This is a genomic window from Streptomyces spinosus, from assembly GCF_020400655.1.
Classification (GTDB): Bacteria; Actinomycetota; Actinomycetes; order Streptomycetales; family Streptomycetaceae; genus Streptomyces; species Streptomyces argyrophylli.
In genome coordinates, this window is sequence record NZ_JAINRC010000018.1 from 92,745 (window position 1) to 114,395 (window position 21,651).

The 21,651-nt window shown below is 69.9% G+C and carries 16 protein-coding genes and 1 pseudogene; 8 read left to right on the plus strand and 9 right to left on the minus strand.

Annotated features, from left to right (window positions below; translation table 11 throughout):
* Nucleotides 1-123: 123 nt before the first annotated feature.
* Complete coding sequence (locus LG395_RS31060) at nt 124-378, plus strand: hypothetical protein (protein WP_225811988.1); 255 nt, start codon at nt 124-126, stop codon at nt 376-378.
* A 194-nt stretch (nt 379-572) separates the two neighbouring features.
* Entirely contained in the window at nt 573-1,100 is a 528-nt protein-coding gene (locus LG395_RS31065) for a hypothetical protein (protein WP_225811989.1), read from the plus strand.
* A 103-nt stretch (nt 1,101-1,203) separates the two neighbouring features.
* Here LG395_RS31065 and LG395_RS31070 read toward each other — a convergent pair whose 3' ends face one another.
* Both LG395_RS31070 and LG395_RS31075 read right to left on the minus strand, forming a co-directional pair.
* Nucleotides 1,204-2,553, minus strand: coding sequence for an NAD(P)/FAD-dependent oxidoreductase (locus LG395_RS31070; protein ID WP_225811990.1), 1,350 nt, complete (start codon nt 2,551-2,553; stop codon nt 1,204-1,206).
* 513 nt (nt 2,554-3,066) lie between these two features.
* The gene (locus tag LG395_RS31075; RefSeq protein ID WP_225811991.1) at nt 3,067-3,801 is read right to left on the minus strand and encodes an alpha/beta fold hydrolase; all 735 of its coding nucleotides are present in this window, start codon (nt 3,799-3,801) and stop codon (nt 3,067-3,069) included.
* 326 nt (nt 3,802-4,127) lie between these two features.
* Between LG395_RS31075 and LG395_RS31080 the strand changes: the two genes are divergently transcribed.
* The 4 genes and pseudogenes from LG395_RS31080 to LG395_RS31095 all read left to right on the plus strand — a co-directional run bounded on the left by LG395_RS31080 (nt 4,128) and on the right by LG395_RS31095 (nt 8,000).
* On the plus strand, nt 4,128-5,030 hold the full coding sequence (locus LG395_RS31080) for a sigma-70 family RNA polymerase sigma factor family protein (protein ID WP_225811992.1): 903 nt from the start codon (nt 4,128-4,130) through the stop codon (nt 5,028-5,030).
* A gap of 269 nt (nt 5,031-5,299) precedes the next feature.
* Nucleotides 5,300-5,917 (plus strand): annotated as a pseudogene (locus LG395_RS31085) (sigma-70 family RNA polymerase sigma factor); the annotation flags it as partial.
* 279 nt (nt 5,918-6,196) lie between these two features.
* Nucleotides 6,197-6,778: a hypothetical protein gene (locus LG395_RS31090; protein ID WP_225812084.1), complete on the plus strand. Its 582-nt coding sequence runs from the start codon at nt 6,197-6,199 to the stop codon at nt 6,776-6,778.
* Between the two features lie 304 nt (nt 6,779-7,082).
* Nucleotides 7,083-8,000, plus strand: coding sequence for an alpha/beta fold hydrolase (locus tag LG395_RS31095; RefSeq protein ID WP_225811993.1), 918 nt, complete (start codon nt 7,083-7,085; stop codon nt 7,998-8,000).
* Between the two features lie 249 nt (nt 8,001-8,249).
* On the opposite strand, the gene LG395_RS31100 is transcribed toward LG395_RS31095, so the two are convergent.
* The 3 genes from LG395_RS31100 to LG395_RS31110 form a co-directional block, all read right to left on the minus strand.
* Nucleotides 8,250-10,484, minus strand: a complete 2,235-nt coding sequence (locus LG395_RS31100; protein WP_225811994.1) for an ABC transporter permease — start codon at nt 10,482-10,484, stop codon at nt 8,250-8,252.
* Between the two features lie 430 nt (nt 10,485-10,914).
* Nucleotides 10,915-11,742: a hypothetical protein gene (locus tag LG395_RS31105; RefSeq protein WP_225811995.1), complete on the minus strand. Its 828-nt coding sequence runs from the start codon at nt 11,740-11,742 to the stop codon at nt 10,915-10,917.
* Between the two features lie 124 nt (nt 11,743-11,866).
* Nucleotides 11,867-12,844, minus strand: coding sequence for an NAD(P)-dependent oxidoreductase (locus tag LG395_RS31110; protein WP_225811996.1), 978 nt, complete (start codon nt 12,842-12,844; stop codon nt 11,867-11,869).
* Nucleotides 12,845-13,276: 432 nt separating this feature from the next.
* Between LG395_RS31110 and LG395_RS31115 the strand changes: the two genes are divergently transcribed.
* Nucleotides 13,277-15,202 carry an N-acetylmuramoyl-L-alanine amidase gene (locus LG395_RS31115; protein WP_225811997.1) on the plus strand — a complete coding sequence of 642 codons (1,926 nt, stop codon included), beginning with the start codon at nt 13,277-13,279 and terminating at the stop codon, nt 15,200-15,202.
* A 148-nt stretch (nt 15,203-15,350) separates the two neighbouring features.
* Here the strand turns inward: LG395_RS31115 and LG395_RS31120 are convergent, their stop codons facing one another.
* The 4 genes from LG395_RS31120 to LG395_RS31135 all read right to left on the minus strand — a co-directional run bounded on the left by LG395_RS31120 (nt 15,351) and on the right by LG395_RS31135 (nt 20,326).
* The gene (locus LG395_RS31120; protein ID WP_225811998.1) at nt 15,351-16,784 is read right to left on the minus strand and encodes an amidase; all 1,434 of its coding nucleotides are present in this window, start codon (nt 16,782-16,784) and stop codon (nt 15,351-15,353) included.
* A complete protein-coding gene (locus LG395_RS31125) occupies nt 16,781-16,981 on the minus strand; it encodes a hypothetical protein (RefSeq protein ID WP_225811999.1) in 201 nt (66 codons plus the stop codon). Before LG395_RS31125 ends, LG395_RS31120 begins: the two co-directional genes overlap by 4 nt.
* Before the next feature lie 153 nt (nt 16,982-17,134).
* Nucleotides 17,135-18,985 carry an asparagine synthase (glutamine-hydrolyzing) gene (gene asnB, locus LG395_RS31130; protein WP_225812000.1) on the minus strand — a complete coding sequence of 617 codons (1,851 nt, stop codon included), beginning with the start codon at nt 18,983-18,985 and terminating at the stop codon, nt 17,135-17,137.
* Nucleotides 18,986-19,099: 114 nt separating this feature from the next.
* On the minus strand, nt 19,100-20,326 hold the full coding sequence (locus tag LG395_RS31135; protein ID WP_225812001.1) for an MFS transporter: 1,227 nt from the start codon (nt 20,324-20,326) through the stop codon (nt 19,100-19,102).
* Nucleotides 20,327-20,656: 330 nt separating this feature from the next.
* Here LG395_RS31135 and LG395_RS31140 point away from each other — a divergent pair, with 330 nt between their 5' ends.
* Nucleotides 20,657-21,619 carry a GlxA family transcriptional regulator gene (locus tag LG395_RS31140; RefSeq protein WP_443743015.1) on the plus strand — a complete coding sequence of 321 codons (963 nt, stop codon included), beginning with the start codon at nt 20,657-20,659 and terminating at the stop codon, nt 21,617-21,619.
* Nucleotides 21,620-21,651: the final 32 nt, after the last annotated feature.

Below are 21,651 nucleotides of genomic sequence, written 5' to 3' on the forward strand. Positions count from 1 at the left end.
AGGCCGTGCGGCGAAGAAGAAGGAGCATGGCAGGGACACACGTCAGCCGATGCGTTCGAATGATCGCTGTTCGAGAGACGTCCGTGCCCAGGCTTCCGGCACAAGCCGAGGAAGGACGAGAGGATGCCCCGAAGCACTGACCGGCAGGCCGATCCCGCCGCCGCCACCGCGTCGCTGGCGGCGGAGGCGGCGCTGCTCGAGGGCAGGCTGCGCCTGCTCCGAGAGGCGATCGACACGGTGGACGCCCGCATCGACGCGGTCTCCGAGGCCCTCCGGCAACTGCAGCATTCGGTGGCCCAGCCCGCCGACGGCCGGAAGCACCCGGGCGGCGAGACAGACGGCACCAGGCTCGATCACTCGAGGTCCGGCCGCCCCTGACAGATCGAGCGGGCGGACCCGGTGATGTCCCTCGCCAGTCGATGCGTGCGCTCCGGTGTCAGCCCGCTTCGTTCCCGGCCGGCGGGGGCCGCTGCATATGATGTGCGGGTAGCATCCAACGGTGTTGGGCCGGGTTGACGTCGCCGACACATCGGCGGCCCCGCCGGAACAAGGGTTGAGGACGAGAGGAACACATGGGCTCCGTGACCCCCAAGGCTCGCAACATCGAGATCACCGCCGAGAGCCTCCGGGAGGATCTTGCCCGGCTGGAGGTTCAGAAGCAGGCGCTGGAGCGTGAACTGTCCGCTGTCACCGCGCACCTCGACTCCGTGCAACGAGCCCTCAGCGCCCTTCAGGCCCTGCTGCCCATGGCCGCCGCGTCGTCCGCGGCACCCGGGTCCGTGGACGTCGGGCCGACGACGCAGCCGGCGCCCGCGGACACCACCGAGGACGCGGACGCGAGCCGGGCGAGGACCGACCACGCCGATGTCGAGGCCGACACCGACAGCGCACCGAAGTACGGCAAGCTGACCGAACAGATCCTGACGTACTTCGCCGAAGTCCCGGACGCCGACGTCCGAGCCCGCGATGTCGCCGCCGCTCTGGGCCGGGACACCGACAGTGGCAGCATCAACGCCGTGCGGAGCACGCTCGACCGTCTGGTCGGCACCTCCCGCATCCGCCGTGTCGGGCGCGGCCTGTACCGCGCCGCCAAGCCCTGACCGGGGACAGTGCTTCGCCGCGCCAGGTGATGGGTGCCGCTGTCACCGCCGGGCAACGGGTGCTCCCAGCGAGACACCCGTCACCCGGCATGTCACCGCCGGCTCATCCGGCGACGACATCCTTGGGCTCCTCGCTGCGCCGTGGGGTGCCGCTGGAGACGAAGGCGTCTCGCGGGTGCTGGACCGAGACGAGGGAGACGATGTCCCGGCCGTAGAAGGCGGCGGTGGCCCACACCGCGAAAACACGGATCTTGCGTTCCCAGCTGGGTACGGCCAGGACGTGGTATCCCCGGTGCATCAGCCAGGCCGGGAAACCCTTGATGACCAGACGCCGGTACTGGAAGATGCCGCGGCCCAGCCCGAGTGTGGCCACCACGCCCAGACTGTGGTGCACGTAGTCCTTGGCCGGCCGGCCCCGAAGTGACGCCAGGATGTTCTTGGCCAGGAGCTTGCCCTGGCGGACGGCGTGCTGCGCGTTGGGCACCGTCCGGGCCCCCGGCCGCCCTGCGGCGAGGTCGGGCACGGAGGCGTCGTCACCGGCCGCCCAGACGTCCGCCACCACCTCGGTGTCCGTACCGACCCGGAGATCCGCCCGCACCGTCAGCAGGCCCCGTTCGTCGACGGGAAGGTCCGTGTGGTTGTGCACGATCGGGTTGGACGCGTTGCCCGCCGCCCACACGATCAGGCCGGAGTCGTACTCCTCCCCGTCGGACAGCACGACGTGCCCGTCTTCCGCGGAGACGAGCTGGGTGTTCAGATGCACCCGGCCGCCCCGCTTCTCCAGCGAGCGCACCACCCACTCACCCGGCCGGTCGGTCACCTCGGGAAGGATCCGGCCCCGAGCCTCGACCAGGTGGAAGCCCAGTTCTGCCGCATCGATCTCCGGGTAGTGCTTCAGCAGGGCGGTCGCCAGGGCCAGCAGTTCGCCGAAGCCCTCCACTCCGGAGAACCCGCCTCCGACCACGGTGACGGTGAGCAGCTTGCGTCGCTCGGGACCGCGCGGAAGGGTCGCCGCGCGATCGAACGAGGTGAGCAGCCGGTCGCGGATCGCCACGGCCTCCTCGACGTGCTTCAGTCCGTACGCCTGGTCGCTCAGCCCCGGGATCGGGAACGTGCGCGTAACGGCCCCTGCCGTCACCACCAGCACGTCGTAGTGGAGGTCGAAGTCCGGCCCGGTCTCCGGCCGGACCGTGACCGTGCGCGCGCTGTTGCGGATCTCCGTCACCGCGCCCGCGATCACACGGGTCCGGCGCAGGTGCCGCCGCAGCGAGACCGCGGCATGCCGGGCCTCGACCGACCCGGCGACCACCTCGGGGAGGAACGGCTGGTATGTCATGTACGGGCGAGGGTCGACCACGGTGACGCGTGCCTCACCTCGACGCAACTTCTTCTCCAGGCCCCACGCGGTGTAGAAACCCGCGTAACCACCACCCACGATCAAGATCTCACGCACGGTGTCCTCTGTTCCTCTCGGTTCCACCTATCAAGACCGGCCAGCACCACTTGGTGTGACGTGACCGGGAGCGGAACCGGGAAGCCCGTGTGCGACCGGCGGCACCGTTTCTGGTCCACCCCTCGGACTGGATACCGTCCCTCGCTGCAGAGACACGGGGCGTTCGCGGTGCCGACCGCCGGATGGCCACACCCGCGCTGCGCCGCGGCTCGGCCCGGTCGGCTGGGGAACGTGTCAGCCACGACGTCGGTCCGTGCCCTCAAGTGCGTACCGCCGACCGCACCGTGGCGCCCTGGAACCGCCGTGGGCGAGTCCTTGGCCGCCCCATGGCGCGACTCGTGGCCAACGCCAAGGGGCGGCGTCCGGCAGCCGGTACGGAGTTGCGTCCGCGCGGGGAGCGCGGAGCCACCCTGCTGCCGGCGAAGCAGATCGCGGCCCGGTCGCCCTTGCTCCCCGGGCCGCTGCCCGGCGTGGGCCATGCCGCCCCGGTCGTCGGTGCGGCCGGCGCGTTCGTCACGCGCTCGCGTGCCGCCTCCAGTGCGCCTCCAGGATTTCGGCCACCTCTGCGGGCCGCTGGAGCAGGGGCCAGTGATTGCAGTCCATCTCGATCACCGCGGAGGCGTGCAGGGAGGCGCCGAGCTTGCGCCCGAACTCGATCTGGCAGGCGGGGTCGAGCGCTCCCCAGAAGACCAGGCACGGCGCCGACACCGCGGACAGCCCCGGCTCCCACTCCGCCCCCATCGTCACAGCCGACCGGTACAGCCTGAGAATGGCGTCCTTCATCGGACCGTCCACATGGCTCACCGTCTCCCGTGCCAGGTCGACGGGCACGTCGAAGCCGGTCGCCAAGTCGTCGGCGAACTGTTCCGGTTGCAGCTCCTCCATGAAGCGGTCACCTTCGACCTGGTCCTGCCAGATCTTGGCCAACGGGTGCCAGACATATTCGGAGTTGATCGGTCCGTTGCCCCCGGCCCAGGTACGGACCAGATCGGGGCGCAGATAGGCGACGCGGGCGGTGAATATGCACCCCCAGTCATGGCCGACCAGGTCGACCGGCTCACCGACCCGCTCCAGCCGTTCGATGAGCCAGTCCACGTACTCCTCCTTCGTGGATCCGAAGCCGGCCGGACGCGCCGCGCCGAAGCCGGGCAGATCCCAGGCTTCCACGTCCGTGCGGGTCAGGTGCCGCCGCACGCCGTCCCATACCCGGTGGGTATCGGGGACGCCGTGAATCAGGATGGCAGGCATGGACAGGTCCCTTCGTCAGCGGGCGACGCCTCGCGATCGGTGGCGGGAGAACATCCTGTCACACTGTTATGTCCGTGCATTGCGGGGCTTCGCTCATCGTCACACGTCGGCGCGACGGGGTGGTATTCCTTCGGACCGCGTGACGGAGGCCGACCTGGTGTCACATGATCCGTGCCTGCCCGGTCTGCACTGCTGAGGGCACCGAAGACCAGGCCGTCGACCGAGGGCATCCGGGACCGGGTGCTCCGTCCGCCGACCGTCACGGACGTCGATCCAGCCGATCTCGGCGGTGGTGACACGGTGCCGTGTGAGAAGGAGGATGCCGTATGGACCAGGCCGGTGACGCGGTGCCGATCGCGGATCTGCTCGACGAACGACGGCATCTGCTCAACGTCGCCTACTGGATGCTGGGCACAGGTCCCGAGGCCGAGGACGCCGTCACCGAGGCCTACCGGCAGTGGTACGACCTGTCGGACCTCCAGAAGGCGCGCATCACCGACCCGGGTGCCTGGCTGACCGAAACCACGGGCTCCATCTGCCTGGCACGCCTCGTCCTGCCCGAGCGAGGACCCACAGGGCCGGGCGGGGAGGACGGCGACGCGGTGGCGGGACTCCACCAGGCCTGGGAGGAGGAGATCAGCGGCGCCCTGCTCGACGCCCTGGAGGCTCTGTCCCCCACCGAGCGGGCGGCGTTCGTCCTCAACGACGTCTTCGCCATGCCACCACGAGCGGTCGCCGGCATCGTGGGGCGGACGCCACACGAATGCGCCGAACTCGCCGACCGCGCCCGCCGCAGTGTGCGTCGCACCCGCTCACACCCCACCACACCACAGCAGCACGACAGGATCGTCCGCGCGGTCCGGCGCGCCTGTGCCACGGCCGACGCCACTCATCTGGCATCCCTGCTGGCACCCGACGCCACTGCGTTCTTCGACGGTGGCGGCAAGGTGCGTGCCCTCACCCGGCCGGTGCACGGCAACCAGCACGTCGCCCGCACTCTCCTCACCCTCCTGACCCCCCGACCGCGCACGACTCTGCACCTCAGCCCGGCCAACGGCCGTACCGCCATCGTCGTACGCCACAACGCCCAGGTAGCCGCCGTCATCAGTTTCGACATCGCCGACCACCACGTCTTCCAGGTCTGGGCCGTCCTCAACCCCGACAAGCTGCGCACCTGGAACCGCCCCCACACCCCTGGCGCCCCCACTTCCACAGCCCTCGGAGACTGAGGCGCTCCCACACCGTGTGCCCGGTCAGGCCGAGAACACAGCACTTTTTCCGCTGCTCACAACAACCGGTCACGAACGACCTGTAACGGATCCGGGATGGCCCTGGTCTAAGGGGCAGACACAGTTGGAATCAATGTGACTTGTTGTGGCGTGTCCTGGAGTCGGCCGATGGGCGGACCGTCACGCCGCAGCCGTACGAGCGCGCCCGCCGGCAGCACCGGTTCGCGGGGAACGGAGCCAGAAGGATCATGCATCGTGAGACGCCCTCCATGGGAGGCGACCTGGACGAGGCCGTGTCTGTCTTCGTGGAGCTCCGCCCACGTCTGTTCGCCATCGCGTACCGCGTTCTGGGCAGTGCGACGGAGGCCGAGGACGTGGTCCAGGACGTATGGATGCGCTGGCAGAGAACGGACCGCTCGGTGGTGGTGAACCCTGCGGCGTTCCTGTCGAGTGCGACGACACGGCTGGCCATCAACGTGGCCCAGTCGGCCCGGGTTCGCCGCGAAACCTACATCGGCCCCTGGTTGCCCGAGCCCGTCGACACGAGCAGCGACCCGGAGACCGGCGCGCAGCGCGCCGAGGCGCTCGAGCTGGCCCTGCTGCTCCTCCTGGAGAAGCTGAACCCGAGCGAGCGGGCCGCCTACGTACTGCGGGAGGCGTTCGACTACGGCTACGCCGAGATCGCCGAGATACTGGGCCTGACCTCTGTCAATGCCCGCAAGATCGTGAGCCGGGCCCGCAAGCACCTGTCGGCCGGGCATCGGCAGTCTGTGGACACGGCCGAGCACCGACGGCTCCTCGATGCCTTCGTCTCGGCGGCGCGGACCGGAGACGTCGCGTCGCTGGAGGCTGTTCTGGCCCGAAGAGACGTCCGTCAGCCCGGTGGCAGGTTCTCCGGTCCCGCTCACGGTCGACAGGACAAGACGCCGGGCGCCACGCTGTCCGTCCCGGTGTTCGGTGCGTTGCTCGAAGCCGGTTGACCTGAGGTGACGCCTGCCCTCGGGCGTCCGGCCGCGTAAGCGGCAGTGCTGGTCGCAGCCACTCGTTGTGGCTGCGACCAGCACTGTCACAACACGCTTCAGACCTGTCGTCGCCGCGCCGGCTGCTCGGCCACGGCGGGTGGCGGACCCGGTGACACGGGCCGCCGAAGTCGCCGCACTCCATTCCTGCCTGCTGATTGGCACGAGTCCGCCGCTGTGCAGGTGTGCGTCACCGCTGAGGGGCTGCGCGAGGATCTGGCCCGTCTGCGGCTCCAGAAGCAGGCGCTGGAGAGGGAACTGGCCGCCGTCATGGCCCATCTGGACACCCTCCGGCAGGCCCTGGGCGCACTCCGGGTCCTGATGGCGGACCCAGCGGGTGGCGCGCCGGATCCCTTGGACACCGTTGGCGCGGCCCGAAGCCGTGCGCCGGCGCCCAGACGGGCGCACACTCCACCGGCCGTTCGTCCCGCAGTCGCGGAAGTCACCCGGGTCTCGGGGCCGCCCGAGACCCGGCAGCGACCGGGCGTGCGGGCTCCCCGTCCCGAGGCGGCGGGGAAACGGACGTACGGCAATCTCACCGAGCAGATCCTGGAATATCTCTCACAGGCTGGCAACGGCGACGTACGCGCCCGGGACGTAGCGGCGGCACTCGGCCGTGACACCGACAACGGAAGCATCAACGCGGTGCGCAGCGCACTCGACCGTCTCGTCGGTGCGTCCCGAGTCCGGCGGACCGGCCGGGGTCTCTACCGGGCCCGGCATTCCTGACCGCATCCGCGGGGACGACGGTGAAACGGCCCCGGACGCCGTCTGCGGGGGATCGACGACGTCCGGGGCACTGCACCCGCTCGGCTCCTGCAGCGGGTGTGAAAGCGCTCCTGACGCTTGTCCGGGTCACCGTCCAACGTCAGGAACACTGTGATCAGTGTATCGCACTCACACAGTGCTGCGGGCCAATAGTGCAACTCGTCGGCCCCTCCGGCGATGTGTGACCGAGCGGCCCGGTAACAGTGTGATGACATGTTGCTTTTCTTGTTGGAGGGTGCCGCCCCGCAATGGATCATCGGAAGGCGTGAAGCACTCTTCAGCGCCGCTGTCCCCCGGCACCCACACGGTCACCGTCCCTCACGACGCCGCTTACGTCGAACAGCGATACCACGTCGCCGGTTCGGGCCCGGTGTGCATCGCCCACTCGGGCGGACCCGGCATCAGTTGGGAATACCTGCGCATGCCCGCGCTCGAACACAGCCTCACCATGGTGTACGTCGAGCCGGTCGGCACGGGCGCTTCCGGACGACTCCCCGATCCGCAGGACTATTCCGTGACCACATACGCGCGTCTGCTGCACCATGTGGTCGACCACCTGGAACTGCCCGAGGTCACTCTGCTCGGTCACTCCCACGGTGGTTTCGTCGCCCAGCAGTACGCCCTCGACCACCCGGCGCGGCTCGCCGCCCTTGTCCTGTACGACACGTCGCCCGTGGCAGACGACCAGTTCTGGTCGGCGGCGGTCGCCGCCATGCAGCGCTTCGTGGACCGTCACATCGACGGCCATCCGGAGGTGGCCGGTTACGTCGCTGCCCTCACGGCCCGCCTGGACCTGCTCGACGACGACGGCACCACCGCCGTCCTGCGCAAGATCATGCCCGCCTATCTCTTCGACTACTGGGGCAGGGAGGGGGAGTTCGCACCCGCCCGCCAGTCGCTCCGGATGTACGCGGCTCCCACCCGCGGCCAGGGCACTCCGTTCGATGTCCGGGATGCCCTGCCCCGTATCACCACACCGGCGCTCGTCCTGGCCGGCAGGCAGGACTTCATCTGCGGACCCCGATGGGCCCGGCTCCTGCACGAGGCCATGCCTCAAGCGGAGTTGTCGATCCTCGAGGACACGGGACACCTCGCGCACATCGAACGGCCCGCACAGTTCAGCGATGCGGTCCTCGCCTTCCTCCGCGGTCAGGGTGTGCTGGGGGGCCGGCAGACCCCGTAGCCGTGGCGCCTGACAACGGTGTGCGGACGGCCACAGGGTGGCTGCTCCGCGGGCGTCGCGCGGCGCCGCCGATGGCGCGGCGCGACGCGCCGAAGGGGTGACGAAGGCGTCAGGCAGCACGGCGCGGCGATCCGATGCGCCGGTACCGAGAACTGGGCGGACCCATGACGCGAGCGACGACGGTGCCGGGTCCGCCGGCCGCGCGACCGAGCCGACCAGTTCCGGCGCAGCCCCTTCGGAAGGCGGACATCACTCGTGGCGAATGGCCTCCACTCGGGTCACCTGCCGCAAGGTCGGCAGCGTCGACAGGGTCACCAGCAGGACCGATCCCGCGCCGATACCGGTCATGGCCAGCATGCTGCCCCAGTCGAACACCACCGTACGGCCGACGAGGTGGAGGAGGGTGCCGCCGAGCGCCGTTCCGACCACGCTCGCCACCAGCATTCCGATCGCCACGGGCAGCGCTGTCTGCCACAACACCGAGCCGCTGAGGGTGCGCCGTCGAGCGCCCACGGCGACGAGCATGGCCATGACGCGTTTCTGGTCCCGCAGTTGTTCGACGGCACCGATCAGCATGCTGGTGGCGATCAGGAGCAGGACGACGGCCACTCCGGCGAGCAAGGCGCGCCTGATGCTGCTCAGGGCCGTGTCCTCCTTGTGGTCGTCCGGGAAGTCGACCTGGAAGCGGGGGTTCAACCGGACCGCGGCGGTGCGGATGCGGTCTTGGACGTCTTCTCGGGAAGTCCGGTACGCGACGCTCACGGCAGGCGTCGCGTGTGCGGTCGCGGTCGTGCCGGCGGCGCCGGGAGTGGCGAGCAGCATCGTTTCGGGAAAGGCGCCTTGCGGGTTTCCCGGCCTTGCCCGGACCGTGGCGGTGATCCGGGGCACCCGCCAGACCGGGCCGCTCTCGCCCATGCGCATCCTCGTGCCGGTCTCCCACTCGGTCATGTCGTGCGTGCCCCCGTTGCGGGGCGTGACCAGGAAGGCGTCGCCACCCGAGCACGTGGACACGGAGGCCAGGAGACGAAGTTCCGCGCAGCCGGCGATGCGTACGGTCTGCGGGATGCCTTGGGGTCTTTCACTCACCTGCATCTCACTGAAGGCGACGGCCCGTGTTACTCCGGGAGTCCGGGCGAGGAGAGGAGCGTACGGCTTCTCACCCTGGGCTCCGACCAGACGGACCACGCTGACCCGCGTGTCCGGCGCCGACCGTGCCTGTGGGGTGGACGGGTGGTTACCCGTAGGGCTGTGGGCGATACCGGTGAAAAGGGTCTGCAACGCTATGGCCCCGGCGACGGCAACGACGATGCCGTTGACCGATCGGGTGGACGCTTCGCCGTGCGACCGCAGCCTGCGCATCGCGAGCTGCCAGGAAAGGGGGCCCGACCCGCCGACCCGTTCGGTGAACCGCTCGAGGAGCCACGGAATGACAGCGGTCACGCCCACGAGCAGCGCGAGCATTCCGGCGACCACGGTGACGACGCCTGCCGTGCTCCGAACCTGCGTCGCGTCCCGGACGGACGTCCGCAGGAGCAACAGGCCGAACAGGGGCAGGGCGACGCGCCACCACAGTCGCCGCTTGGCGGTGACGGACCTGCGCACCACTCCCAGCGGTTCGGCGACCACCTTGTTCATCGCCAGATGAGCGCTGATCAGGGACAGACAGGGCACGGCGACGACCACCACGGCGGCCAGGGACGGCTCGGGGGTGAGGTCCCGCGGGAAGACACTGAGTCCCTGGACATCGACCAGTTCGACGAACCGGCGTCCCACCGCGAACAGCGCCGCGCCCACGACGATGCCGATGAGGGAGCTGACCAGCGCCTCACCGGCGGCGATGCGGGCCGTCATGCCGCGGTCCGCGCCGATCAGCCGCAGAGCCGCCAGCCGCCTGTCGCGGTGTTCACCGCCGAACCTCATGGCCGCGGCGATGAACACGGCGACCGGGGTGAGCAGTACCACGATGCCGACGACGGTGAGCAGGACGAGATCGGGGGCCAGGGGTTTGTCCGCATAGACCTTGCCGAAGTGGTCGAGCCGCCGTGCGCCCGCCACGCCGCTCTCCATGTGCTCGCCGCCCAGGAAGAAGACGTACTCGCCGGGGCCGAGCAGACCCGAGTCGTTCACCTCTCCTGCGACCGGGTGGTCGAGGCGGGCACGCAACAGTCCGTTCGCGGGCTGCGCGAGCAGTCGGCCGAGGGCCGGTGACACGACCATTTCGCCTGGCTGTGGATACCTGTCGAGTCCGGGTGGCAAGGGGGCGTCGGGCCCCTCGGGTTCCACGAGCCGGCCGCGGATCACAACACCGCGGAAGACGGTGTCGATGTCGCTCACCAGTACGGTGCGCTGGGAAGCCGCTACGACCCGGTCGTCCAGGTTGACGTCGATGCGTCCGTGGATGCGCGCGTCGCGATGATGCCGGGCCGTGGGCACCGATGCCGCGAGCAGCACCACGGCGACACCGATTCCGATCCCCGCGGCCATCAGGACTGTGCGTACCGCGCTGCCCCGGCCGCCGGTCAGGGCGAGCCTTGCTCCCAGGGCGAGTGCGCGAAGCCCGCCGAGGCGCTTTCGGCGTCGCCGCGCCGGAGCCGGGACCGGACCGAGTCGGTCTTGCCGACGTGGGCTCACTGACTTCCTCTCATGCTGCCGCGGAGCCGTGTAGCTCTTGATCTTGGTGAGGTTCACGCCGCTGCTGGCGAACCCGCCGAATGCCTTGTACAGCGCACTGGGGATGTTGGGCACGCGGAAGAACAGACTCGTCGTCGTCGGTTTCCCGGTCTGCGGGGCCGGAGTGGCCTGGCTCGACTGAAGCCGGTGCAGGGCAGTTCGCCACCTGGCGGGTACAGGGCGTTCGCGGCGGGCGCCGAGTTGGAGCCCGGTCCGCCCCGGTGTGCGACAGTGGTCACGTTCTTCAGCCCTTCCTGAGGGGCGCTCTGCCGACAGGCGGCAGGATCTCCGCGGCGAATCGCGCCTGCTGGAGTATCGGTGAGCTGGTCTCGATGATGCTCACAAGGTCGTGCCGGTCGCCCCTCGTGTCCACGGACAGCACCTGCTGGTAGACCTCGGTGAGGACGTGCTGGACGACGACGGCCGCCTGCCCAACCTGCCGCGCGAGCCGCGCCTTCAGCACCTGCGGCAATACGTGTCGGGCGGCGGGGAGACCGTACACGGTGGCGGCCAGACTCAGCCGCTCGTCGTGCAGCACGGCCGCCAGTTCGGCGGCCTGCCCGGCGGGTGCCGCCTGAGGGTGTGGCGGTGTCGTGCCCGACACGCTGCCCGCCAGCGCGTCTGTCATCCGACGGGCCGCTCCCAGCGCCAGGGCGGCGACCGCGGTCCAGTGGAAGGCGGCATCGCTCGCGCACAGCGGCTCGCCCGAAGTGTACGTGGCGAAGCCGGCCGGCACATACACCTCGACCGCCGCGTACACGTCCGCCGGCCCGGACGCCGGGCTGCTGTCCCCGCTGCCGCTGGGGAGTCGGCCGGTCGCGAGGAGGTGCTTGGCGGGCACCACGAACAGATCGGGTCCGTTCTGCCCGCCGTCCGCACCGCCGCAGGGCCGATGGCCGTCGTCGGCGAGCGGTAGTGCCACCCAGGGCATGGCGTCCGCGGCGGAGGGCAGCCGCCAGTGCCCCGAGAGGGTGTAGCCCCCGGAGGCCGGCCGAGCGGCTGGTGTACCGGTCCCGTCGGTGCCGGGGACCCCGGTGGGCAGCGGTGCGGCCCAGTTCCACGTACTGGTCAAGGCCCGCCAGGCTCCGGCGGGGTCGTCATGGCCGTACTCCTCGAGGGCGGAAAGCACCCTCAGAAGTGCGGAATCGGGTCCCAGGGCCTTCACCCGGTCGTCGTGCGTCGGCATCGGCATACGTTCAGGCCGCCTGTTCGTCGACTTGGGCTCCGGTTGTCGTCAGGACGATGTTGTGCAACGCCTGGCCCCGCTGGTAACGGCCCAACTGGCGCCGCAGGAAGTCCTTGCTCATGGCCTCGAAAGCGTCCGTGAACGCGGCCACGTGGGGGGTGATCAGCACGCCGGGTAGGTGCCACAAGGGGTGGTCGGCCGGCAGGGGTTCGGGATCCGTGACGTCGAGCGCGGCCCGCAGCCGTCCGGCCCGCACCCCGCGGACCAGGGCGTCGGTGTCGACCAGTTCGCCACGAGCGATGTTCACGAGCATCGCATTGTCCGGCAACAATGCCAGTGCGTCCGCGCCGAACATGCCGCGCGTCCGCTCGGTCAGGGGGGCGCACAGCACCACCGCCTCCACCGTGGGCAGCAGCGCGGGCAGCTCCGCCGCCCCGTGCACGTGCCCCGCCCGGGTCGTACGCGCCGTGCGCGCCACGAGGACCACCTCGCACCGGAACGTGCTCAGCCGGGCTGCGACCGCCGCGCCGACAGCCCCGTGGCCGACGACCAGGACACGTTTGCCGACCAGCGTGGTCCGGAACTCGGGCCGCCATCTTCCCTCGGCCTGTCGCGTCCGGAAGTCGTCGAGTCCCCGGCACAGCGAGAGCAACAGGGTCACGCCCAGCTCGGCTGTGGCCTCGCGGTGCACACCGCGACCGGTCGCAAGCCGCATGCCGGAAGACGCGCCGTCCAGCAACGGCATGACGTACTCGTAGCCGGAGCTGAGGAGTTGAAGCACCTCAAGGTTGTGCATGCGCGGTAACACCTCGCGCAGTACGTGCTCGGCGCCCGGCGACGGTGGAGCGACCAGGAAACGCACGTCGTCCGGATGACCGGGGAGTGCGGTGGAACCGTCCCAGAAGACGTATCGCAACCCGGCCGTGAGGTCGGGGAACCGGTGCGGGGGGTACGGGATCCAGACGGTCCTGGCGTCGCCGTCCTTCATGGTAGATCAACTTCTTCCGGCTTCGGTGCCGCGTGGACCGGCACGGATCCACCTAGTGGTCCACGCGGATTTCGGTTGGCTTCATGAAGCTTCGTGCGTTCGTGGGAATGGACGTGTCAGTCGATGTGAAGGTTTGATGTGGAGCTCGCCACTCGAACGGCTGCGCCGTCGACGAGTGGGGACGACCAGGGCAACGCACCGGAGCCTACTCGGCACGTAGCACGCCGCGTTCGACGCAGGTGGCGACTGGGATTCGCGTATTTGGACGCGGTTCACACGGCGTCGACCTAGCCGATCAGCCCGCATCACAACATTGTGATGCGCTCATCATAACGTCTGCTACGTTCGGAGTGCATCGAACTCGGCCAACGTGGATTTCCAGTCGGCTGACAGTCGATGCGACCTTCACCTCTGCCCCGATTTGGGAAGTAGATGACAAAAGACACGAACCCCCGCCGGAAGCATGCCCTCCGGCGGCGTCCCGTTGCGCTTGGTGCCGCGGCCGTGGCCGTGGCCGGAGCCATTGCCGTTCCGGTGGTGGCGCAGGCGACTCAGGGCGACCCCGCGAGCGACCCCACCCTGCAGAAGGCGTTCGCGACTGCTGCGGCCGAGTTCCACGTCCCCCCGCAGGTGTTGCTCGCGGTGGCCTACGAGCAGTCGGCCTGGGACACCCACAAGGGGCAGCACAGTGCCTCGGGTGGTTACGGCCCGATGCACCTGACCGACGTCACCCCCGAGATGATCGCCGGCGGCTCCGCCGGCATGGCCGGCCGTGCCGAGGCCGCCAAGCTCGCGAAGGGCGAGGACAAGCACACCGCGCGGACCGCCGCGAAGCTCTCCGGGCTGTCCGTCGACGAAGTGCGTACCGACCCCTCGGCGAACATCCGCGCCGGCGCCGCGCTGCTCGCGTCGTACCAGAAGGAGTTGAACGGCAAGACCTCTGACAACCCCGACGACTGGTACGGGGCGGTCGCCCGGTACAGCCAGGCCACGGAACGCCAGGGCGCGTCGGCGTTCGCGAACCGGGTCTTCGACACGATGAAGAAGGGTGTCGCCCGCACGACGGACGGCGGCGAGACCGTGCGGCTCACCGCCGACGCAGAGGTCAACCCAGCCACCTGGCAGGTAAAAGCGCTCAAGTTGCCGAGCGCCAAGGCGACGACGGACCCCGAGTGCCCGCCGACCCTGGACTGCACCTTCGTCCCGGCTGCCCCGGGCAACGGGCAGGTTTCGGACCGGCCCGCGAACGGGATCAGGATCGACCAGATCGTCATCCACGACACCGAGTCGCCCTACGAGTCGGCCATCGCCACGTTCCAGGACCCGTCGAGCTTCACCTCGGCGCACTACGTGGTGCGCTCCTCCGACGGCGCGGTGACCCAGATGGTGCCCACCAAGAACCTGGGCTTCCACGCGGGCAACTACTCCACCAACCTGCACTCGATCGGCATCGAGCACGAGGGCTACGCGGCGCACGGTGCCACCTGGTACACCCAGTCGGAGTACCGCGCGACGGCGGAGCTGGTGAAGTACCTGGCCGAGCGCTTCGACATCCCGCTGGACCGTCAGCACATCATCGGTCACGACAATGTCCTGGCGCCGGCCGATCGGTTCACCAAGGACCAGCACTGGGATCCTGGGCCCTCCTGGGACTGGGAGCGCTTCATGGGCCTGGTCGGTGCTCCGCTGAGCGGACGGCGCGGCATCGGCCCCGTGGGCTCCGCCGTGACGATGGCACCGGACTTCACCCGGAACGAGCAGGCCATGGAGCTGTGTCCGCAGGATGACGGCAGTGGCGCCACCAAGGAGTGCACGACCGTGCGCCAGGCGTCGAACTTCATCGCCCTGCGCACGGAACCGCGTGCCGACGCACCACTCTTCGCCGAGCAGTCCATCCACCCGAACGAGCCCGGCACCAACCGGATCAGCGACTGGGGCTCCGCCGCCCAGGCCGGGCAGCAGTTCGTCGTCGCCGGAGTGAAGGGCGACTGGACGGCCATTTGGTACAGCGGCAGCAAGGTGTGGTTCCACAACCCACATGGTCGTTTCACGATCCCCACCCGTGACGCGACCATCGTCCGGCCCGCTGGCACCGAGTCCCTGAAGGTCTTCGGCACCAGCTACCCGGACGCCGACGAGTACCCAGAGGGTCTTTCGCCGTCGACGCAGGCCCCCCTGAGCATGTACAGCGTTCCCGCCGGGCAGGCGTACGTGGCCACGGCCGAGCCGACACCGACGGACGACTTCTTCCCGTCCAGCGGCAAGGTCGTCATCGGTACCGGGAAGATGTACACGATCCAGTACAGCCACAAGACCGCTCTGATCCATGCGGACGAGGTCGACGCCACGCGCCGTTGAGCGGTTCGGCAGGGATCGGGGACCTGACTGGTTGGCCGTCCGGCGCATGGGCGAGCACCGGCCGGCCACCATGTCGGCCCGCCCCTGCTGATCTGGCTCACGCGCGTCCACGCCGACAGCCGACTCCACCGTTTCGACGCTTGAGCTGTCACTGAGGCCGGAACCCGGACGAGGAGCCGCTCAGCAGGGGTGCTCGGCGCCGGGTCTCCTCGTCACCGCAGGCGGCCTCGTAGACCTGGCCGATGTGCAGCAGGTCGGGTTCGGCCAGGTGGTTGCCGATGAGTTGCATGCCGATGGGCAGGCCGTGGTGGTCCTCGCCGACCGGCAGGGACAGGGCGGGGAGGCCGGTGATGTTGGCCGGTGAGGTGAGCCGGAGGAGGCCGTCGGTGATGTCTTCCGTGTAGCCGTCGTCCCATCGCATCTCGGTCTGCGAACGCAGAGGGGCCGTGGCGGCGACGGTGGGTGTGGCGAGGACGTCGATGGTGGTGAAGAGCTCGCGCCATGCCTCCCTGATCAGGCTGCGGCCTCGCTGCGCTCTCAGGTAGGTGTCGGCGGTGATCATCCGTCCGGCCTCCAGGAGGGTCCGCAGGCCGTCGCCGAAGAGCTCCGGGTGGTGGCGAAGGTGCTCGTCGTGCGCCGCTGCCGCCTCGGGGGCCACGTGGCCCCACAGTGTGGGGATCACATACGTGGTGAGTGGCACGGTCACGTCGACCGGGGTCGCTCCGAGTTCGACGAGCCGGGCTGTCGCCCGGTGCACCGCGTCCGCCACGGGTGTTTCCACGTGCTCGAAGAAGTAGTTCGCGGGGACACCGACTCTCACGCCCCTCAGGTCCCCGGAGCCCGTGCCGAGCCGGGGCGGATGCGGTGAGACGACGCTCGCCGGATCCCGCGGGTCCTGACCGGAGATGGCGTGGAGGACCAGGGCCGCGTCCTGGACGCTCCGGGTGAGGGGGCCGACGTGGTCCATGGACCAGGACAGGGGGGCCACGCCGAAGCGGGAGACCACGCCGTAGGTGGGCTTGAGGCCCACGAGCCCGTTGAACGACGCGGGGACGCGGACGGAGCCGGCGGTGTCGGTGCCCAGGGCGAAGGTGGCGGAGCCGACCGCCACGGCGGCGGCCGACCCGCCGCTGGAGCCGCCGGCGATCCTGTCGCGGGCCCAGGGATTGGCGGTCTGGGGGGTGATGAGGCCGTAGGCGAACTCGTGCATCTCGGTCTTCCCGACCAGGATCGCGCCGGCCGCGGTCAGACGGTCCATGACCGCGCTGTCCTCGGCGGGGACCCGCTCGGCCCACAGTGCGGAACTGGCCGTGGTGAGGACGCCGGAGGCGTCGATGTTGTCTTTCAGCGCGAAGGGGACGCCGTGCAGCGGGCCCAGGGGGCGCCCCGCCATCACATCCCGCTCCGCCTGGGCCGCCCTTGCCCGGGCGGCCTCGGCTGTGCGGGTCACGAAGGCGTTGAGGGTGTCTTCGGTGTCCGCGGCCCGCTGGAGGACGGACTCGGTCAGTTCGACCGGGGAGAGCTCCTTGGCGGCGATGGCCTCGGCCGCGGCGGCGGCGGTGAGTTCGCAGGGCTGCGTCACCGGAGTCTCCCGGTGGCACCGCGGCCGGTGACGGTGAAGACGGGTGCCGGTGCGGTTCCGGTGAGGTCCAGTGCGTCCAGGGTCCTGATGATCGACGTGATGCGGGCTGCCAGCTCCGCGGCCCGGTACTGCAGGAGGTCTGCCTCGGGCCGGTCGCCAAAGGACGTTCCTGGGGCGCTGCGCGAGGGCGACGGCATGGGTGTGTCCTCTCGGAACTTCGCGCGACGGGCGTCGCTGCCGGGCGGCTGGGAATGCCCGGCGCCCCTGCTGACGGGGGATGGACTCACAGGGACGCCGGGCGGTCTCGGAGGCGCCGGCCGGCGGGGGTGCCGCCGGCCGGCCGGTTGGTGCTACACGTCGAGGGTGACGTCGTACGACTCGAGCCAGGCGTTGAGCGACAGGGGCACCTCGAGGTCGATCCGGGTGATCTGCGTGCTCTCGGCACTGACAGGCCGGGTCAGCCGGTCCTTGACCCGGCCCAGGTCCAGCAGCGGCAGGATGGGCGCGTCGCCGCTGGAGAGGACTTCGGCGAACCGGTCGCGCAGCTTCTTCTCGTAACCGGAGTCCTGAGTGCTGGGGTAGGGCGCCTTGACACGTTCGGCGATGGACTGCGGGAGCACGTCGCGCGTGGCGGCGCGCAGCAGGCTCTTCTCTCGCCCGTCGAATTTCTTCATCGACCAGGGGGCGTTGAAGACGTATTCCACCAGCCGGTGGTCGCAGAAGGGGACCCGGACCTCGAGGCCCACCGCCATGCTCATGCGGTCCTTGCGGTCCAGGAGCGTGTTCACGAAGCGTGTGAGGTTGAGGTAGGACAGCTCCCTCATCCGCTTCTCCAGTCCGCTCTCCCCGGGCAGTACGGGGGTTTCGGCGATGGCGGTGTGGTAGCTGTCGCTGCGGCGGCCCGGTATGTCCAGGCGGGTGAGGAGGGAGGTGTCGAAGAGGGGGGTGCCGTCGTAGAACGGTCCGGGTGTGCTGGTGAGCCAGGGGAAGGTCTCGGCGGTGAGGACCTCGGGGTCGTGGAACCAGCTGTAGCCGCCGAAGAGTTCGTCCGCCGATTCCCCGGACAGGGCGACCGTGGAGCGCTGGCGCACGGCCTGGAAGAGCAGGTAGAGGGAGGGCCACAGGTCGCCGTACCAGACGGGCGGCAGGTCGGTGGCGGCCAGGACGGCGGCCCGCACGGCGGGGTCGCTGAGGTCGTCGCTGTCGAGGAGGATCTCCTTGTGGTCGGCCTTGACCAGTTCGGCCAGGTCGCGCACGAAGGGGGCGTCCGGGGTGCTGCGCAGCGGGTCGGGTACGAAGTTCTCGGCGGCGCCGACGAAGTCGACGGAGAAGGACCGTACGGGTCCGGCGCCCTGGTCCTTGAGTGCCTTGGCGGCCAGGGCGGTGACCGCCGAGGAGTCCAGGCCTCCGGAGAGCAGGCTGCACAGCGGAACGTCGGAGATGAGCTGCCGGGAGACGATGTCCTCGAGCAGTTCGCGCACCGTGCGGATGGTCTGGTCCAGGGAGTCCGTGTGCTCCCTGGCCTCCAGCGCCCAGTAGCGGTGCTTGCTCAGTCCCTGTCGGCCCACGCGGACGAGGTGACCGGGACGGACCTCGAACATGCCGGTGAAGATGGCGTGTTCGGGGGTCTTGACCATGTCGAGTATCTCGCTGAGGCCGTCGGCGTTGACGCGGCGGGGTACGTCGGGGTTGGCCAGGATCGCCTTGGGCTCGGAGCCGAAGAGGACGCCGTGGGGGGTGGGGAAGTAGTAGAGCGGCTTGACGCCCATGCGGTCGCGGACCAGGAGCAGTTCCTCGCGGCGGGTGTCCCAGATGGCGAAGGCGAACATGCCGTTGAGCTTGGTCACGAAGTCCACGCCCCACTGCAGGTAGGCGCGCAGGACCACTTCGGTGTCGCTCTGGGTCAGGAAGCGGTGACCGCGGGAGACGAGGTCGGAGCGCAGTTCCCGGTAGTTGTAGATCTCGCCGCTGAAGGTCAGCACGGCCAGGACACGGCCGTCGTCCTCGGCGAGCATGGGCTGCTTGCCGCCTTCGAGGTCGATCACGGACAGCCGGCGGTGGCCGATGGCGGCGTGACGGTCCGTCCACAGGCCGCTGGCGTCCGGGCCGCGGCAGGCCATGGTCTGGGTCATCGCGTCCGCCGTCGCGCGCTCGCGGGTCAGATCGCGTTCGAAGTCCACCCATCCGGCGATTCCGCACATGTGTGGTGTCCTCTCGTTGGTGTGTTGGGACCGGAGGTCTGCGACCGGCCGCCCGGACCGTTCGCGCTGCGGCAGGGTCCGGGCGTGCCGGGTCCTCGGAAGGGCCGGGGCGGGTCAGGCGTTGTCCGGCCAGGTCAGGCGTCGGGCGTAGTGGGCCCATACGGCGATGACCATGAGGACGGCTGTCATGCCGCCCAGGGTCATGACCGTCGAGGGCGAGCTGGCGTCGACGACGATTCCGCCGGTCAGGGCGCCGAGGGAGATCGTGGCCTGGAACGACGCGGTGAACATGACGGAAGCGGCTTCGGGGGTGTCGGGACTCGCCTTGGTGAACCACGTCTGGGAGGAGACGGGCACCGCCCCGTATGCCACGCCCCAGACGATCAGGAGGGCGACCGCTCCGGCTTTCCACTGGCCCAGAACGGGCAGGAGCAGGGTGGCGGCGGCGATCATGCCGGCGGCGATGCCGAAGGTGGCCCGCGGGTGGCGTGCGACCAGGGAGCCGCCCAGGAAGTTGCCGAGGATGCCCGCCGCGCCGTAGATCAGCAGGAAGACGGTGATGAGCCCGGAGCCCGCGTCGGTGACCTGCTCGAGGAACGGTGTGACGTAGGTGTACGTGCCGAAGTGCGCCAGCACCACCAGAACGGTCAGGAGCAGGGCGAAGCGGGTGGCGACGCTGTTGAGCATGCCTCGCAGGACGCCCAGGCGGGTGGTCTGGTGCGGTGGCAGTGGCGGCGTGACGATGAGCAGCATGATCAGTACGCCGACGGTGAGGCCGCCCATGGCGATGAACGCGGTACGCCATCCGGCCAGGTCGCCGATGAAGGTGCCGGCCGGTACGCCGAGCACGGAACCGAGGGGCACCGCGGAGAAGATCACCGCTGTGGCTCGGCCGACGGATTCGGCGGGGACCAGGCGTTCGGCCAGTGAGGCGCCGATGGACCAGAAGCCGCCGATGACGATGCCGACGATGACGCGGGAGACCAGGACCAGCCAGTAGTCGGGGGCCGCCGCCGCCAGGAAGTTCGCCGCGGCGAGCAGGACCATGAAGGCGCACAGCATCAGGCGGCGGTCGATCCGCGCGGTGGCGACGGTGACGACGGGTGCGGCGATCGCCGCGAGGAAGCCGGGCATGGTCATCATCAGTCCGGCCATGCCGTCGGAGATGGTGAAGCTCGCACCGATCTTGGTCAGAAGTCCGATGGGGAGGATTTCCGTGGTGACGATGGAGAAGATGCCCAGCATCACCGCGACGACGGCCAGCCATCCGATCACCGGGGAGCGGTGCGGTGAATCGGCCCCGCCAGGATCGCGCGTGGTGGCGGTGGTGGATGCAGCCATGAATTCCGTCCTGTGATGTGTGTGCTGTTGCCAGATCAGTTCAGCAGGCGGAGCGGGGCGAGGGCTGGCAGATCTGCGACATGAGCGCCGTCCCGGAGGGTGGCGTCGCAAATCCGCTGATGGGTGTTTCCACGGTCGCCGCAGGTCACCCGTTTGACGCGGGGGCTGTGCGACGGAGATCCGACGCCGTGCGGTTCATGCGCGACTTGGGCAAGTCCCTTCCGCGACGCGCCCGCATTGCCGTACGTATGTGCGCCGTGGGCGTACTCGTGTGCGACTTCGGCAAGATTGCGTTGACCCGGTGCGGAGAGCCGGATGAGGGTGGGCCGCATGCCGATATCCGTGGCTCTACTTTTCCCTTCAATTGTTGCTGGATTGGACATCTCAGCAGCCCGTGAGGTTTTCGGCGTCGACCGTTCCGACCTTGTCGACCCGTGGTACGAATTCGCCGGCTGGGCCCCGGACGACGCCCGGAATTGCGATGCCTGCCGTGTGGAGCGGCTGTGGAGCACAGATCAGCTGCCGGCGGCGCACACGATCGTGGTGCCGGCCTGGCCGGACGTGCACGAGGAACCGCCGGCCGCCCTCGTCCGGGCGCTGCGGACCGCACACGGCGCGGGGTCGCGTGTCGTCGCCGCGTCGACGGGGGTGTTCGTGCTCGCGGCCGCCGGACTGCTGGACGGCCGGCGGGCGAGTGTGCACTGGGCGCACGCCGACGCCCTGACCGCCCGCTATCCGCAGGTCAGGCCCGACCCGGCCGCGCGGTACCTGGACGACGGCGACCTGCTCACGTCCGTGGGCGGCGCCGCCAGTCTCGAGCTCTTCCTGCACGTGGTCAGCCTTGATCACGGCAGTGCCGTCGCGAAGGCGCTGGCCCGCCGCCTGTTCGCCCCCTTCGCCGACCCGGGCACCGACGCCCCCGCGGTCGTCGAGCACGACACGGACGAGGTGCTCGCGCAGATCCTGCCGTGGGTCTCGGAGCGTCTGGAGCACGAGCTGACCGTGGACGACATGGCCGAGCAGGCCCGTGTCAGCCGTCGCACGCTGACTCGCCACTTCCGCTCGCACACCGGTATGGCGCCTCTGCAGTGGGTCCTGTCGCAGCGCGTGCACCGGGCCCAGCGCCTGCTGGAGACGACGGCCATGAGCGTCGAGCAGATCGCGACGCAGTGCGGGATGGGAACCGGAGCGACCCTGCGCCGGCACTTCAACCGGACCACGGGCCTGTCGCCGGACGCCTATCGTCGTTGGTTCCGTGCCAAGGGGGCGGGAAGCCCGCCCAGCCGGGCCTGAGCGCGGGGGGCGGCCCCGAGGTGCCGCGTGAT